The organism is Antarctobacter sp. (assembly GCF_048262615.1).
Classification (GTDB): Bacteria; Pseudomonadota; Alphaproteobacteria; order Rhodobacterales; family Rhodobacteraceae; genus Antarctobacter.
The window spans coordinates 181,583-195,129 of the sequence record NZ_JBLXFB010000008.1 but is presented as its reverse complement, the minus strand read 5'-3'; the positions used below and the strand labels follow the sequence as shown (position 1 = coordinate 195,129).

Annotated in this window: 14 protein-coding genes; 10 read left to right on the top strand and 4 right to left on the bottom strand. The window is 64.2% G+C overall.

The window, feature by feature from the left end; genetic code table 11:
* The first annotated feature begins 19 nt into the window (after positions 1 to 19).
* Positions 20 to 1,021, top strand: coding sequence for a type I glyceraldehyde-3-phosphate dehydrogenase (gap, locus tag ACN0S5_RS11430; RefSeq protein ID WP_417208389.1), 1,002 nt, complete (start codon positions 20 to 22; stop codon positions 1,019 to 1,021).
* A 209-nt stretch (positions 1,022 to 1,230) separates the two neighbouring features.
* On the top strand, positions 1,231 to 1,389 hold the full coding sequence (locus tag ACN0S5_RS11425; RefSeq protein ID WP_417208387.1) for a hypothetical protein: 159 nt from the start codon (positions 1,231 to 1,233) through the stop codon (positions 1,387 to 1,389).
* A gap of 292 nt (positions 1,390 to 1,681) precedes the next feature.
* On the opposite strand, the gene ACN0S5_RS11420 is transcribed toward ACN0S5_RS11425, so the two are convergent.
* The 4 genes from ACN0S5_RS11420 to ACN0S5_RS11405 all read right to left on the bottom strand — a co-directional run bounded on the left by ACN0S5_RS11420 (position 1,682) and on the right by ACN0S5_RS11405 (position 4,545).
* Positions 1,682 to 2,485, bottom strand: coding sequence for an alpha/beta hydrolase (locus tag ACN0S5_RS11420; RefSeq protein ID WP_417208386.1), 804 nt, complete (start codon positions 2,483 to 2,485; stop codon positions 1,682 to 1,684).
* Positions 2,482 to 2,973 (bottom strand): pantetheine-phosphate adenylyltransferase, encoded by a 492-nt coding sequence (gene coaD / locus ACN0S5_RS11415; protein ID WP_417208385.1) that lies wholly within the window; start codon positions 2,971 to 2,973, stop codon positions 2,482 to 2,484. Before coaD ends, ACN0S5_RS11420 begins: the two co-directional genes overlap by 4 nt.
* 89 nt (positions 2,974 to 3,062) lie before the next feature.
* Entirely contained in the window at positions 3,063 to 3,500 is a 438-nt protein-coding gene (locus tag ACN0S5_RS11410; protein WP_417208384.1) for a CBS domain-containing protein, read from the bottom strand.
* Between the two features lie 130 nt (positions 3,501 to 3,630).
* The gene (locus tag ACN0S5_RS11405; protein WP_417208383.1) at positions 3,631 to 4,545 is read right to left on the bottom strand and encodes a LysR family transcriptional regulator; all 915 of its coding nucleotides are present in this window, start codon (positions 4,543 to 4,545) and stop codon (positions 3,631 to 3,633) included.
* Between the two features lie 102 nt (positions 4,546 to 4,647).
* Between ACN0S5_RS11405 and ACN0S5_RS11400 the strand changes: the two genes are divergently transcribed.
* The 8 genes from ACN0S5_RS11400 to ACN0S5_RS11365 all read left to right on the top strand — a co-directional run bounded on the left by ACN0S5_RS11400 (position 4,648) and on the right by ACN0S5_RS11365 (position 13,494).
* Positions 4,648 to 6,147, top strand: coding sequence for a CoA-acylating methylmalonate-semialdehyde dehydrogenase (locus tag ACN0S5_RS11400; protein WP_417208381.1), 1,500 nt, complete (start codon positions 4,648 to 4,650; stop codon positions 6,145 to 6,147).
* Between the two features lie 320 nt (positions 6,148 to 6,467).
* Positions 6,468 to 6,854 carry a hypothetical protein gene (locus ACN0S5_RS11395; protein ID WP_417208380.1) on the top strand — a complete coding sequence of 129 codons (387 nt, stop codon included), beginning with the start codon at positions 6,468 to 6,470 and terminating at the stop codon, positions 6,852 to 6,854.
* Between the two features lie 76 nt (positions 6,855 to 6,930).
* Positions 6,931 to 8,058, top strand: a complete 1,128-nt coding sequence (locus ACN0S5_RS11390; protein ID WP_417208379.1) for a carboxylate-amine ligase — start codon at positions 6,931 to 6,933, stop codon at positions 8,056 to 8,058.
* Positions 8,059 to 8,282: 224 nt separating this feature from the next.
* Positions 8,283 to 9,419, top strand: a complete 1,137-nt coding sequence (locus ACN0S5_RS11385) for a glycosyltransferase (RefSeq protein WP_417208378.1) — start codon at positions 8,283 to 8,285, stop codon at positions 9,417 to 9,419.
* A gap of 142 nt (positions 9,420 to 9,561) precedes the next feature.
* The gene (locus ACN0S5_RS11380) at positions 9,562 to 10,701 is read left to right on the top strand and encodes an acyl-CoA dehydrogenase family protein (protein ID WP_417208377.1); all 1,140 of its coding nucleotides are present in this window, start codon (positions 9,562 to 9,564) and stop codon (positions 10,699 to 10,701) included.
* A gap of 116 nt (positions 10,702 to 10,817) precedes the next feature.
* Entirely contained in the window at positions 10,818 to 12,728 is a 1,911-nt protein-coding gene (mmsB, locus tag ACN0S5_RS11375; RefSeq protein ID WP_417208376.1) for a 3-hydroxyisobutyrate dehydrogenase, read from the top strand.
* A gap of 100 nt (positions 12,729 to 12,828) precedes the next feature.
* On the top strand, positions 12,829 to 13,206 hold the full coding sequence (locus ACN0S5_RS11370) for an excinuclease ABC subunit A (protein ID WP_417208375.1): 378 nt from the start codon (positions 12,829 to 12,831) through the stop codon (positions 13,204 to 13,206).
* An 84-nt stretch (positions 13,207 to 13,290) separates the two neighbouring features.
* The gene (locus ACN0S5_RS11365) at positions 13,291 to 13,494 is read left to right on the top strand and encodes a DUF2892 domain-containing protein (protein WP_417208373.1); all 204 of its coding nucleotides are present in this window, start codon (positions 13,291 to 13,293) and stop codon (positions 13,492 to 13,494) included.
* Positions 13,495 to 13,547 lie beyond the last annotated feature (53 nt).

Below are 13,547 nucleotides of genomic sequence, written 5' to 3'. Positions count from 1 at the left end.
CACAAAAGGGATCTTCCCCATGACCGTCAAAGTCGCCATCAATGGCTTCGGCCGCATCGGACGCAATGTCCTGCGCGCCATCATCGAATCCGGCCGCACCGACATCGAAGTGATCGCCATCAACGATCTCGGCCCGGTCGAAACCAACGCGCATCTACTGCAATACGACAGCGTGCATGGCCGGTTCCCGGTCGAGGTGACGCATGGCGACGACAGCATTGACGTGGGCCGTGGTCCGATCCGCGTGACCGCCATCCGCAACCCCGCCGACCTGCCGTGGTCGGACGTGGATGTGGTGCTGGAATGTACCGGCATCTTCACCTCAAAAGAGGCCTGTCAGGCGCATCTGGACAACGGCGCCAGCCGCGTGCTGATCTCGGCCCCCGGCCAGGACGCGGACAAGACCATCGTTTTCGGCGTCAACGACAACGTTCTGACCTCCGAGGATCTGGTGGTCTCCAACGCCTCCTGCACCACCAACTGCCTTGCGCCGGTGGTCAAGGTGCTCAACGACGAAATCGGCATCGTCAAAGGCTTCATGACCACGATCCACAGCTATACCGGCGACCAGCCGACGCTGGACACCATGCACAAGGATCTGTACCGCGCCCGCGCGGCGGCGCTGTCGATGATCCCCACCTCGACCGGCGCGGCCAAGGCCGTGGGTCTGGTGTTGCCGGAACTCAACGGCAAGCTGGACGGCGTTGCGATCCGCGTGCCCACGCCCAACGTCTCTGTCGTCGATCTGACGTTTGAGGCCGCGCGCGACACCACCGTCGAAGAAATCAACGCCGTGATCCGCGCCGCCGCCGATGGCCCGCTCAAGGGCGTGCTGGGCTATACCGACAAAAAGCTGGTCTCCGTCGACTTCAACCATGATCCGCATTCGTCGATCTTTCACACCGACCAGACCAAGGTCATGGAAGGCACCATGTGCCGCATCCTGACCTGGTACGACAACGAATGGGGCTTTTCCAACCGCATGAGCGACACCGCCGTCGCCATCGGCAAGCTCATCTGACACCGGACCTGAGTGACCGGGAAAGGCCGCCTTCGGGCGGCCTTTTGCGTTTCCGGGGCGTGGATACCTCACAGCCCCCCTTTGACTTTCCGCAAGGGAAGACCTGCAAGAAACGCAAGGCGACTATCCAGTTCCAGCAATTGTGCTGCACCGCAGCATGACTATGTTGGGATCAACAGAAACACAGAAACACGCACTGGAGCACTCACATGTCCCTCTTTTCCGATATCCGCGACCGTATGAACAAACACGCGCAATTCCGCGCCACCGTCCGCGAACTGGCATCGCTCGACTCCGCCGTCGCCCGCGATCTGGACATCGCCCCCTCGGACATCCAACGCATCGCGCGTCAGGCCGTCTACGGCTAAGACCGCCGCACTGTGCGCGACAAGGCGCCGTACCCGGACCACCGGTGCGGCGCCTCTTTTTTGTTGGGCCTTTTTTGGCAGCGGCACAGCACCTTTCGGCACCCGGTTGACAACACCGGGCATCAGACCGGCCATACCGCGTTCTCTGCACCGCAGGCCCCAAAAGCGAACTTCGGCACCGGCTCCATGCCTGTCCGATCGTCAAGGCGGATCGCGCACCCGCAGGACGACAAGCAAGACCCCCGCATCTGCCCCGCGCCGGACATCCACAGGCAGGAACCCGCACGGCGGATTATTCGCGCGCGGCCTCGATAAAGGCATCCAGCGGCTGCATATAGTCGGGCCGTCCGAACAAATCGACATGCCCCGCCCCCGCCACGGTGACAAAATCCACCGACTTGCCCGCCGCCTGCAACGCCTCGGCCAGTTCCAGACCCTGCGCATGGGGCACAAGGTCGTCCCGGTCCCCATGCAGGATCAACACCGGGGACCGAACCTGCGGCACGTCTTTCAGCGTTTGCCACTTTTGAACGCCCGGCAGATAGCAGGCGGGCACGTGTCCGGCGGTGGTCATCAAGTCACACAGTTGCGCATACGGGGCGGCAAGGATCACGCCGTCCACCCGGTTGGAGTGCGCCGCCACATGCAGCGCCAGCCCGGTGCCCAGCGAATAGCCCTGAACGATCACCGGTCCGCGACGGTTCGGCAGAACGTCGCCCAATCCGGCAATCACCCGGCGCGCATCCGCCTTGAGACTGGTCTCCGAGCTTTGCCCCGGCAGACCGCCACCGCCACGATAGCCCATGGCCACGACGCTGCGCCCCTTGTCCGCATGGTGATCCAGCATCGGGGCAAAGCCGCCCAACGCCCCCAGATTTCCCATGAAATAGACGATCACCGGCGCGTCCGCCCCGCCGTCAAAGACATAGACCGGCACATCGTCAACCGCGCGCTGCACAAAGCGCGGGTTGTCAAAGCGGTCTTGCCCGAAGGGATAGATATAGCGCGGATGCAGCGCCACCATCGCCGCCGCGTACAGCGCGTAGACCGCGATCCCCAGCACCCCGACCAGCGCAAGGGCGCGGGCCGCCCTCACCGGAACCGGCCGTCCAGCGCCCGTTTCACGGCGGGGGTGACGAAACTCGACACATCCCCATCCAGCCGGGCGATTTCCTTGACCAGCTTGGAGGCAATCGCCTGATGGCGGGCATCGGCCATCAGAAACACGGTCTCGACGCTGTCATCCAGCACCCGGTTCATTCCGACCATCTGGAATTCGTATTCGAAATCCGCCACCGCGCGCAGGCCGCGGATGATGATCTGGGCACCGACGTCATGGGCGCAGTTGATCAGCAGGTTCTCGAACGGATGGGCGACAATTTCCGTGCCGGTCTGTTCGGACAACTGCCGGCATTCGGACTCGATCATCGCCACACGCTCTTCCAGCGAGAAAAGCGGTCCCTTGTCCCGGTTGATGGCCACGCCGATGACCAGCCGGTCCACCAGCGACGCTCCGCGCCGGATGATATCAATATGCCCCAGTGTGATCGGGTCGAAGGTTCCGGGGTAGAGACCGACGCGCATCGCAGCTTCCCTTCTGGTTTTCCCAATCGCACGCAACAATATTGCGCCACGGATTGCAACCATGATCCGCCGCGTCGCGGCAATTCATCTTACCAGGGGTTGGAAATCATGTCCTCAAGCGCGTCCTTTTCGGCCGAAAGCTCTGTCAGCCGCGCCTTGACGACGTCGCCAAGCGTGACCAGACCGACCATCTTGCCGTCCTCGACCACCGGCATGTGCCGGAACCGGCCTTCGGTCATCCGGGTCAGGATGGCGTCGGCGGAATCCTCGCGGGCGCAGGTATAGGGATCGGAGGTCATGTAGGTGTCCACCGAGGCGTCAAGACAGGCCGCCCCCTTGGAGGCCAGTTCACGCACGATGTCGCGTTCCGACAGGATGCCCAAGGCGGTTTCGCCGTCCTCTGAGACGACCACGGTCCCGATGCGTTTCTCCGTGAGAATCCGAGCGGCCTCCGAAACTTTGGTTCCGGGCGTGACGGTATAAACCCCGTCGGTGCCCTTGCTCTTGAGGATCTGGTGTACCTGCATCGCGTGACCTCCCTGCAAAATGGCCATAACAGCAGCGTGGCTTGGCGGGATACAACCTGTCAAGTGGTTGAAAGTCTTAAGCCCCCCTCAACCTGCGCAGACGGCCCGCCGCTGCCCGATCCGGGGGCGGTCAGGCTGTCGCCCCGCCCTGCCCGGCCATCATCTCCAACCGGGTCAATTCCTCGCGCATTCCGGCCACCAGCGCCTCAGCGAACCGGGTCTGGCGTTCCAGACGCCGGTCATCGGCGTGGCGCACCAGATAGAAACTGCGGGTGAGCGAGATCGCATCGCGCAGGACAAACCGCAGGCCCGGCGCGGTCGGCAGGGCAAAGTCATGCACAATGCCCAGCCCCGCACCCTGCCGCAGCCAGTGGAATTGCACGGCGACCGAATTGGAGGCCAACGGCACCCGCTCCAGCCCCAGATCGCTCAGGTAATCCAGTTCCTTGTCGAAAATCATGTCCGGGATATAGCCAATGACGCGATGCCCCTTCAGGTCTTCGGGGGCCGTCACGGGGGCGTTTTGTGCAAGATAGTCGTCACTTGCGGCAAGGTGCAGCCGGTAATCGGTCACTTTCTGCACGACCAGCCGCCCGCCGGAGGGCGGTGAGACCGAAATCGCCATATCCGCCTCCCGCCGGCTCAGGTTGACCACCCGTGGCTGCGCCAGAATCTGCACATCCAGATCGGGGTTGCGGTCGACGATGCGGGCACAGACCTGCGGCAGCAGGAAATTCGCACAGCCATCCGGCGCACCGATCCGGAACTGCCCCGACAGTCCCTCGGCCCGGCCCACCAGCGCCTCGGAGGCCTGACTGGTGGCCTGCTCCGCCTCTTCGGCAAAGCGCACCAGACGTGAGCCCGCCTCGGTCAGCGCATAGCCCTGCGGCGACTTGGCAAACAGCGGCGCGCCCAGCGATTCCTCCAGCCGGGCAACCCTTCGCCCCACGGTCGCCGCATCCATCCGCAGCCGCCGCCCCGCCGCCGACAGGCTTTCATCCCGTGCAACAGCAAGGAAAATCCGCAGGTCGTCCCAATTGTCCAAGGCGTACCCTTTGCAAAAACGCAAAATACCTTTGCCGCATTCTGCCTGTTCACAGCATTTTTGCAAGAGTAGGATCACCCGCAAGACAAGCAGGAGGATTCCATGACCGAACTCACCAACTGGATCAACGGCCAGCACGTCAAAAGCGGCTCGGGCCGTTTTTCGGACGTCTTCAACCCCGCCACCGGCGAAGTGCAGGCCAAGACGCCGCTGTCCTCCGTCGAGGAACTCAACGACGCCGTGGCCAAGGCCGCCGAGGCTCAGGTCGCATGGGGGGCCACAAACCCGCAGCGCCGCGCCCGCGTGATGATGAAGTTCGGCGCCCTCATCAACGAGCACATGGACGAACTGGCCGAACTGGTCAGCCGCGAGCACGGCAAGACCCTGCCCGACGCCAAGGGCGACGTGCAGCGTGGCCTTGAGGTGGTCGAGGTCTGCATGGGCGCGCCCAGCATGTTGAAAGGCGAGTTCACCGACAACGGCGGCCCCGGCATCGACCTGTATTCCATGCGCCAGCCGCTGGGTGTCGTTGCGGGCATCACGCCCTTCAACTTTCCCGCCATGATCCCGCTGTGGAAAATGGCCCCGGCGCTGGCCTCCGGCAACGCCATGATCCTCAAACCGTCCGAGCGTGTGCCCTCGACCGCGCTGCGCCTTGCGGAACTGCTGCAAGAGGCCGGTCTGCCCGATGGCGTGCTGCAAGTCGTCAACGGTGACAAATCCGTGGTCGATGCGATCCTCGACAACGAAGATATCGCCGCCGTGGGTTTTGTCGGCTCGACCCCGATCGCGCAGTACATCTATGGCCGTGCCGCCAGCAACGGCAAGCGCGCCCAGTGCTTTGGCGGTGCCAAGAACCACATGATCATCATGCCCGACGCCGATCTGGACAAGGCCGCCGATGCGCTGGTCGGGGCCGGCTACGGGGCCGCTGGCGAACGCTGCATGGCGATCTCTGTCGCCGTTCCGGTGGGCAAGGACACCGCCGACGGGTTGATCGAACGCCTAATCCCGCGTGTCGAAAAGCTCAAGGTTGGCCCCTATACCTCGGGCGCGGATGTGGATTACGGCCCGGTCATCACCGCCGCCGCCAAGTCGCGCATTGACGGACTGGTCGACAGCGGCGTGAACCAGGGGGCCAAACTGGTCATCGACGGGCGCGGCTTTGAACTGCAAGGCTACGAGAACGGCTTTTTCTGTGGCCCCTCGCTGTTCGACAACGTCACCCCGGACATGGATATCTACAAGGAAGAGATCTTTGGCCCGGTGCTGACCACCGTGCGCGCCGACACCTATGAGGACGCGCTGAACCTTGTGATCGACAACCCCTATGGCAACGGCACCGCGATCTACACCGCCGATGGCGACACCGCGCGCGACTTTGCCCACCGGGTCAACGTCGGCATGGTCGGCATCAACTTCCCGATCCCGGTGCCGCTGAGCTACCACACCTTCGGCGGCTGGAAGAAATCGGCCTTTGGCGACCTCAACCAGTATGGCCCCGACGCCTTCCGCTTTTACACCAAGACCAAGACCGTCACCGCGCGCTGGTTCTCGGGTATCAAGGACGGTGGCGAGTTCAACTTCAAGGCAATGGACTGATCCCGGTCATGTCCTGAACATTGGGGGGCGCCGATATCCGGCGCCTCCTCCTCCCGACAGGCCCGCATCGGGCCAAGGCCGCGCTTTTGCCATGGACCCGGCAGATGAAACGGGGCAAATTCGCCGTGATCGTCGGACCCGCCTTTCAGGTATGTCCCGACCCAGCGATAGGCGCACAGCGGCTTTGTCCGTTTTCAGGGAACAACCGACCCGCTGCCGCCATGCGGTTCGCACCGGTCGGCCACGGGATACAGGCTCAATACATCACCATGCCGGTAAGGGTCTCCGTTCACCCGGAGCGAAAGCTCGGATTGTTCCGCATGACCGGCGTCATAGATGTGCCGGATGCCATCGGAGCGTTCCGCGAATACGTCGAACATCCGCATTTTGACCCGGCTTTCGTGATGCTCACCGACACCCGCCAAGTCAGCGATGTGGACGCGCGGTTCCGGGCCATCGTCGGCGGCGTGCATCGATCTTTGACCCTCATACGCAGCTTCCGCCAAGAGGCCCGCAGCGTCATCTACGCCCCGCAGGACGTGGCCTTCGGGATGGCGCGGGTCCTGCAACAGGTGGTTGAACCGCTGTCGCATCTCCGGTTCGAGATCCTGCGCGGCGAGGCAGAGGCCCTGTCGCGGGCGGGCCAGCCCGAGCCCAGCTTTGACGCGCTGCACGCGGCGTTCGCACAGACGCCCCAGACCGGTTAACCGCGCCGACGGCGCGGATTGCCGCCTTTCCTTTCGGCAAAGCCTCTGCTTTTGTTGACCAAAAGCGGGGGACACCATGGCCGAACCACCCTTCAGCATCGGAATCGAAGAAGAATACCTGCTGGTTGACCGCGACACCTGCGCGCTGGTCGAAGCGCCGGAGGGCCTGATGGCGGCCTGCGCGGCGGAACTCGAAGGTCAGTTCAGCCCCGAGTTCCTGCAATGTCAGGTCGAAATCGGCACCCGCCCCTGCGCCGGAGTGGCCGACGCGCGCGACGAGTTGCGCCGCCTGCGCGGGGCGGTGTCGCGCCATGCGGCGGACCACGGGCTGTCGCCCATCGCCGCCTCGTGCCATCCGCTGGCCGATTGGAAAAACCAGCACCACACCGACAAGCAGCGCTATAACCAGTTGCACCGCGATCTGGGCGGCGTGGTGCGCCGGATGCTGATCTGCGGGATGCATGTGCATGTCGGGCTGGACGACGACCCGCTGCGCGCCGACCTGCTGGCGCAGACCAGCTATTTCCTGCCGCACCTGCTGGCGCTGTCGACCTCCTCGCCGTTCTGGCAGGGGCGCGACACCGGGCTGGCCAGCTACCGCATCTCGGTCTTCGACAACCTGCCGCGCACCGGCCTGCCGCCGCAGTTCGACAGTTGGCAGGACTTTGAACGCTCGACCCAGATCCTTGTCGACACCGGCGCGATCGAGGACACCACCCGCATCTGGTGGGACCTGCGCCCCTCGGCCCGCTATCCGACGCTGGAGGCGCGCATCATGGACGTGCAACCGCGTCTGGAACACGCCCTGACGCTGGCGACGCTGATCCAGTGCCTGATGCGGATGCTCTGGCGTCTGCGCGTGCGCAACCAGCGCTGGCGGCTATATGACCGGTTCCTGATCGGCGAAAACCGCTGGCGCGCGCAACGCTATGGCGTCAGCGAGGGGCTGATCGATTTCGGCGCGGCGCAGGTTGTGCCATTTGACCAACTGGCCGAAGAGCTGATGGGCCTGATCGAAGAGGACGCCGTAGCGCTGAAATGTCTGACAGAAGTCGCCCGCGTGCGTGAAATTGTCGACCACGGCACCTCGGCCGACCGCCAGCGCGCGGTCTGTGCCAAGGCCGCGGAAAACGGCGACGATCACGAAGGCCAGATGCGCGCCATCGTCCATCACCTGATCGAGGAATACCACGCCGATCTGTGATCAAGTGACGGTGAAGGCGCGTCTTGCCAGTGGCCTGCTCTTCAGTGGCCTGCTTTCAGCAGGGTCCGTGTCTTGCTTTGGTCGGCATCGTTTTTTTGGGGTATTTGGACAGAGAAGAAACCCCAGGTGGCGCATCCCCGTTACCGGCGGCACTGCGCCCATGCCCCTTGGCAGCGCGCGCGCCCCGCGTTAGGACGCCGGGGCCAGCCCGGAGACGTCGCCTCATGAGAACCGCCATCGCCACCTCGGATTATTTCGTGATGGGCGAGACCTTCATCAACCGCCATATCCAGACGCTGTTTGGCGGTGACACCTGCGTCATCTGCGGCCGGTTCAACGGCGAGGACCCATTGGGCAAGCCGCTGTTCACCCGCCGCGCGCCGCTGGGCCCGATGGACAAGCTCCGCGCGCCCTTTGCCGCCGCCATCGGCGCGGCCCGCCACGGCACCTCGCGCCTGCCTTTTGGCGACAACCGCCGCCACCTGACCGCGTTTCTGCGCGATCAGGGCGTGCAGGTCATCCTCGCGGAATTTGGCACCCAGGCGCTGGTTCTGGCGAAGCTGGGCAACGACATGGGTATTCCGGTCTTTACCTATTGGCGCGGCACCGATGCCTCCGCCGCGCTTGGCTCCAAACAGCGGATTCGTTCGTACCGGCTGATGATGCCGCGCCTTGCGGGCATGTTCTCGGTCAGCCAGTTCCTGTTGGACAACCTTGCCAAGCACGGGATTTCCCATCCCAACGCCCATGTCGTCCCCTCGGGCGTCGATGTCCGCCGCTTCACCCCCGGCGAAAAGCGCCCTGGCAGTTTCCTTGCGGTCGGTCGCATGGTGGAGAAAAAGGCCCCGCACATCACCCTGCGCGCCTTTGCCAAGGCCGCCAAGGGACGCGACGCGCATCTGACCTTCATCGGCGACGGCCCCCTGCTGGACGACTGCAAGGCCAAGGCCCGTCTGTTCGAGGTCGAGGATCAGGTCACCTTTACCGGCGCCCTGCCCCACGATCAGGTCCGCGAGCACCTGCGCACGACAGAGGTCTTTTTGCAGCATTCGGTGACCGCCAAGAACGGCAACACCGAGGGCCTGCCCACCGCCATCCAAGAGGCGCTGGCCTGCGGCTGCATCACCATCTCGACCCATCACGCCGGCATCCCCGAGGCGGTCGAGGACGGCGTCAACGGTCTGCTGGTGCAGGAATGGGACGAAGACGGCTTTGCCGCGCGCATTGCCCGGATCCTCGACACGCCCGACCGCAGCGCCATGGCCCGCGCCGCCCGCGCCACCGCCGAGGCGAAGTTCGACAATGATATCGGCCTCGCCCGCGTCGAGGATATCATCCGCCAGACCTGCGCCAACACCTGAGTTACCGCAAACATTCAGGCCAAATCACTCCGCGCGCTTTGCAGAATTGCAAAGCGGACCTGCATCCGCCCCTGTTGCATTGCGCGCGCCTTCGCGCGACAATCTGAACAAGTGTTCATTTCAGCCGAGGGAGGAGGCCGCGATGGATTTTGCGCTTTCAGAGGAACAGACAGCCATCTTCGACATGGCCCATGCCTTCGGGCAAGAGCGCATCGCGCCCTTCGCCCGCGCGTGGGAGGCCGCAGGCACCATCCCCAAGGATCTCTGGCCAGAGATCGCGCAACTCGGCTTTGGCGGACTCTACGTCTCAGAGGAGTCGGGCGGCTCCGGCCTGTCGCGCCTCGACGCGGCGCTGGTGTTCGAGGCGCTCAGCATGGCCTGCCCCTCGGTCGCGGCCTTCCTGTCGATCCACAACATGTGCGCCAAGATGATCGACAGCTTTGCCAGCGACGACTTCAAGGCCCGCGTGCTGCCACGCGTGCTGACCATGGAAACCGTGCTCAGCTACTGCCTGACCGAACCGGGCAGCGGCTCAGACGCCGCCGCCCTGCGCACCCGCGCCAGCCGCACCAACGAAGGCTACAGCCTGAGCGGCACCAAGGCGTTCATTTCCGGCGGCGGCTATTCCGATGCCTATGTCGTCATGTGCCGCACCGGTGAGGACGGCCCCAAAGGCATCTCCACCTTCTATGTCGAGGACGGCGCCAAGGGCCTCAGCTTTGGCGCGCTGGAACAAAAGATGGGCTGGAAATCCTCGCCCACCGCCCAGGTCCAGTTCGACGATTGCCCGGTGCCCGCCGAAAACATCATCGGCGAAGAGGGCCGCGGCTTTGCCTATGCCATGGCGGGGCTGGACGGCGGTCGCCTGAATATCTCTGCCAGCGCGCTGGGGGCCGCGCAAAACGCCCTCGACCTTACGCTGCAATACATGTCCGAACGTAAGGCCTTTGGCAAAACCATCGACCAGTTCCAGGCCCTGCAATTCCGCCTTGCCGAGTATGAAACCAAACTGCAAGCCTCGCGCATCTTCCTGCGCCAAGCCGCATGGAAACTGGACACCGGCGCGCCCGACGCCACCAAATTCTGCGCCATGGCCAAGCTCATGGTCACCGACAACGCCTTCGACGTGGCCAACGGCTGTTTGCAGATGTTTGGCGGCTACGGCTATCTGGCAGACTACGGCGTCGAAAAGATCGTCCGCGACCTGCGTGTGCACCAGATCCTCGAAGGCACCAATGAGATCATGCGCCTGATCATCTCGCGCCAGATGCTGGCCGGGTAACCTCGCAAAGCGCCCGGCCCCCGGTTTCTTCTGTCCGAAAATATCCTCGGGGGTGAATGGACCAAAGGTCCAGAGGGGGCAGACAGCCCCCTTGCAACGTCAAGACAGGCCACACCATGACCGATATCCATATCCGCACCGAAGGCCGCGCTGGCCGCATCACCCTCACCCGCCCCAAGGCGCTGAACGCGCTCACATGGGACATGTGTCTGGCGGCGGAAAAGGCGCTGGACGCCTGGGCCAAGGATGACGCCATCGCGCTGGTGATCCTCGACGCCGAGGGCGACCGCGCCTTTTGCGCAGGCGGCGACATCGCCGAGATGTACCGCACCGGCACGGCGGGCGACCTCGACTATGGCCGCCGCTTCTGGCGCGACGAATACCGCATGAACGCCAAACTGGCGGAATATCCCAAACCCATCGTCAGCTTCCTGCACGGCTTTGTCATGGGCGGCGGCGTCGGACTTGGTGGGCATTGCTCACACCGCATCGTCGGTGAGACCACCCAGATCTCCATGCCAGAGGTTGGCATCGGCTTTGTTCCCGACGTGGGTGGCACCTATGTGCTGGCCCGCGCGCCGGGGCGGCTGGGCGAATTCCTCGGGATCACCGCCGCGCGCATGGGACCGGGGGATGCGATCCACGCCGGTTTTGCCGACCGCTATCACCCGCAAGCCCACTGGCCCGAGCTGAAACAGGCGCTGATCGACAGCGGCGACGTATCGGAACTGGGCGACGCGCCCACGCCCCCCGACAGCCCGCTGGCCGCGCAACAGGCCGAAATCGACGCGCTTTTTGCCGGTGAGGCGCTGCGCGACGTGCTCAACACCCTGCGCAACAGTGACAGCGAGATCGCGCAGAAGGCGCTGAAATCCATGTCGCGCAACGCGCCCCTGTCCATGGCCGTCACGCTGGAGATGATCCACCGGCTGCGGACGCCTTCGCTCAGCATCCGCAAGGCGCTGGAACTGGAATACCGCGTCTCGCACCGGATCATGGACCAAGGGGACTTCCTCGAAGGCATCCGCGCGGCCATCATCGACAAGGACAAAGCGCCCAAGTGGCGTCACACACTGGACAATGTTCCACTGATCGACGTCGCCAAGATGCTGATGCCGCTGGGCAAGGATACGTTGGATTTCAAGGAGAGCACTATGCAGATCGGCTTTATCGGACTGGGCAACATGGGTGCCCCCATGGCCGCCAACCTCGCCAAGGCGGGTCACACCGTCAAAGGCTTTGACGTGGCCGGCACACAGGCAGAGGGCGTCACGTCGATCGCCACCGCCGCAGAGGCCGCGCAGGGGTCAGAGATCGTCATCACCATGCTGCCCAATGGCGAGATCCTCAAAAAGGTCGCGGCGGAAATCCTGCCAGTCATGGACAAGGGCGCCATTCATCTGGATTGCTCTACCGTCGATGTCGCCTCCGCCCGCGTGGTCGCCGAAGAGGCCGCCGCAAAGGGTATCGAGGCGCTGGATGCGCCGGTCTCGGGCGGCGTTGGCGGCGCGGCCGGCGGCACCCTGACCTTCATGGTGGGCGGCTCGGACGCCGCCTTTGGCCGCGCCCTGCCGCTGTTCGAGATCATGGGCCAGAAGGCGGTGCATTGCGGCCCCTCGGGCAACGGTCAGGCCGCCAAGATCTGCAACAACATGATCCTTGGCGTGACCATGATCGCCACCTGTGAGGCGTTTGCCTTGGCCGACAAACTGGGCCTGTCGCGCGAAGCGATGTTTGACGTGGTCTCCACCTCCTCTGGCTATTCGTGGTCGATGAACGCCTATTGCCCCGCGCCGGGTGTTGGCCCGAAAAGCCCCGCCGACAACGATTATCAGCCCGGTTTCGCCGCCGATCTGATGCTGAAGGACCTGCGCCTGAGCCAGCAGGCCGCAACCGACGCCGACGCCGACACGCCGCTGGGTCAGGCCGCGATGGAGCTGTACCAACGCTTTGTCGAGGAAGAGGACGGCAAGGGCCGCGACTTCTCCGCGATGCTGCCACGGTTCGAAAAACGCGGCCGCGGCTGACGGTCTGACGGCGGGTTTCCGCCGGACCCGTTTTCCGCATGCGACGGATCTCCGGTCTGGTGCGTTCTATACGGAACCGCACGCAAACCGGAGATCCGTCATGACCCGTCCGCCCCTGTATTCCCTGCTGGCCGCCGCCCTGCTGTCGACCACCATGGCCGCGCCCGCCCTTGCCGACAACTGCCCGCCGGGGCTTGCGAAAAAGGCCGTGCCCTGCGTGCCGCCGGGTCAGGCCAAGAAGCACACCTACCCGGTCCGCGAGCAGCAGACCCGCGACCATCAGACCCGCGAGCATGTTGTCATATACAACCGGGGTGACTTTATCGACGACATCCACGCGCCCCTGACGGACCCCACCCGCTATGGCCTGAACCCCGACCGCTCTTATGTCGTTGTCGAAAATCAGGTCTACCGGATTGACCCGGACACCCGCGCGGTCCTGAACATCATCGGCGCGCTGTCGCAACTCAGTCGCTGACCCGGTCCGGTTGATCCAGATCATATGCAGACATCCTGATGCGAGATAATGCCCCTTTGGGATCAACCTGTATCGGGGATAAAAATGTTTGCTAAAAATATCGGCCAAACGGACCGCCTTATCCGCGCCATCGTCGGCGTGGTCGCGATCATCGCCTATGCCGTGGTGTCGGGCGGCTGGTCGTGGCTGTTTCTGGTGGCGGGCATCGTGATGCTGGCCACCGCAGCCCTGGGCACCTGCCCGCCCTACGCCCTGCTGGGCATCACCACCTGCAAGACCAAGCGCTGACCCACACCATCCTGACCCTGACGGCTGCGGGCCCCGTTTCCGGGGGCCCGCAC

Excerpts from the sequence above, each read along its gene's own strand:
- ACN0S5_RS11365 (WP_417208373.1), top strand. The coding sequence starts at position 13,291 with ATGTTTGCTAAAAATATCGGCCAAACGGACCGCCTTATCCGCGCCATC.
- ACN0S5_RS11410 (WP_417208384.1), bottom strand. The coding sequence starts at position 3,500 with ATGCAGGTACACCAGATCCTCAAGAGCAAGGGCACCGACGGGGTTTAT.
- ACN0S5_RS11370 (WP_417208375.1), top strand. The coding sequence starts at position 12,829 with ATGACCCGTCCGCCCCTGTATTCCCTGCTGGCCGCCGCCCTGCTGTCG.
- ACN0S5_RS11380 (WP_417208377.1), top strand. The coding sequence starts at position 9,562 with ATGGATTTTGCGCTTTCAGAGGAACAGACAGCCATCTTCGACATGGCC.
- ACN0S5_RS11425 (WP_417208387.1), top strand. The coding sequence starts at position 1,231 with ATGTCCCTCTTTTCCGATATCCGCGACCGTATGAACAAACACGCGCAA.
- gap (WP_417208389.1), top strand. The coding sequence starts at position 20 with ATGACCGTCAAAGTCGCCATCAATGGCTTCGGCCGCATCGGACGCAAT.
- ACN0S5_RS11390 (WP_417208379.1), top strand. The coding sequence starts at position 6,931 with ATGGCCGAACCACCCTTCAGCATCGGAATCGAAGAAGAATACCTGCTG.
- ACN0S5_RS11395 (WP_417208380.1), top strand. The coding sequence starts at position 6,468 with ATGACCGGCGTCATAGATGTGCCGGATGCCATCGGAGCGTTCCGCGAA.
- mmsB (WP_417208376.1), top strand. The coding sequence starts at position 10,818 with ATGACCGATATCCATATCCGCACCGAAGGCCGCGCTGGCCGCATCACC.
- ACN0S5_RS11400 (WP_417208381.1), top strand. The coding sequence starts at position 4,648 with ATGACCGAACTCACCAACTGGATCAACGGCCAGCACGTCAAAAGCGGC.
- coaD (WP_417208385.1), bottom strand. The coding sequence starts at position 2,973 with ATGCGCGTCGGTCTCTACCCCGGAACCTTCGACCCGATCACACTGGGG.
- ACN0S5_RS11385 (WP_417208378.1), top strand. The coding sequence starts at position 8,283 with ATGAGAACCGCCATCGCCACCTCGGATTATTTCGTGATGGGCGAGACC.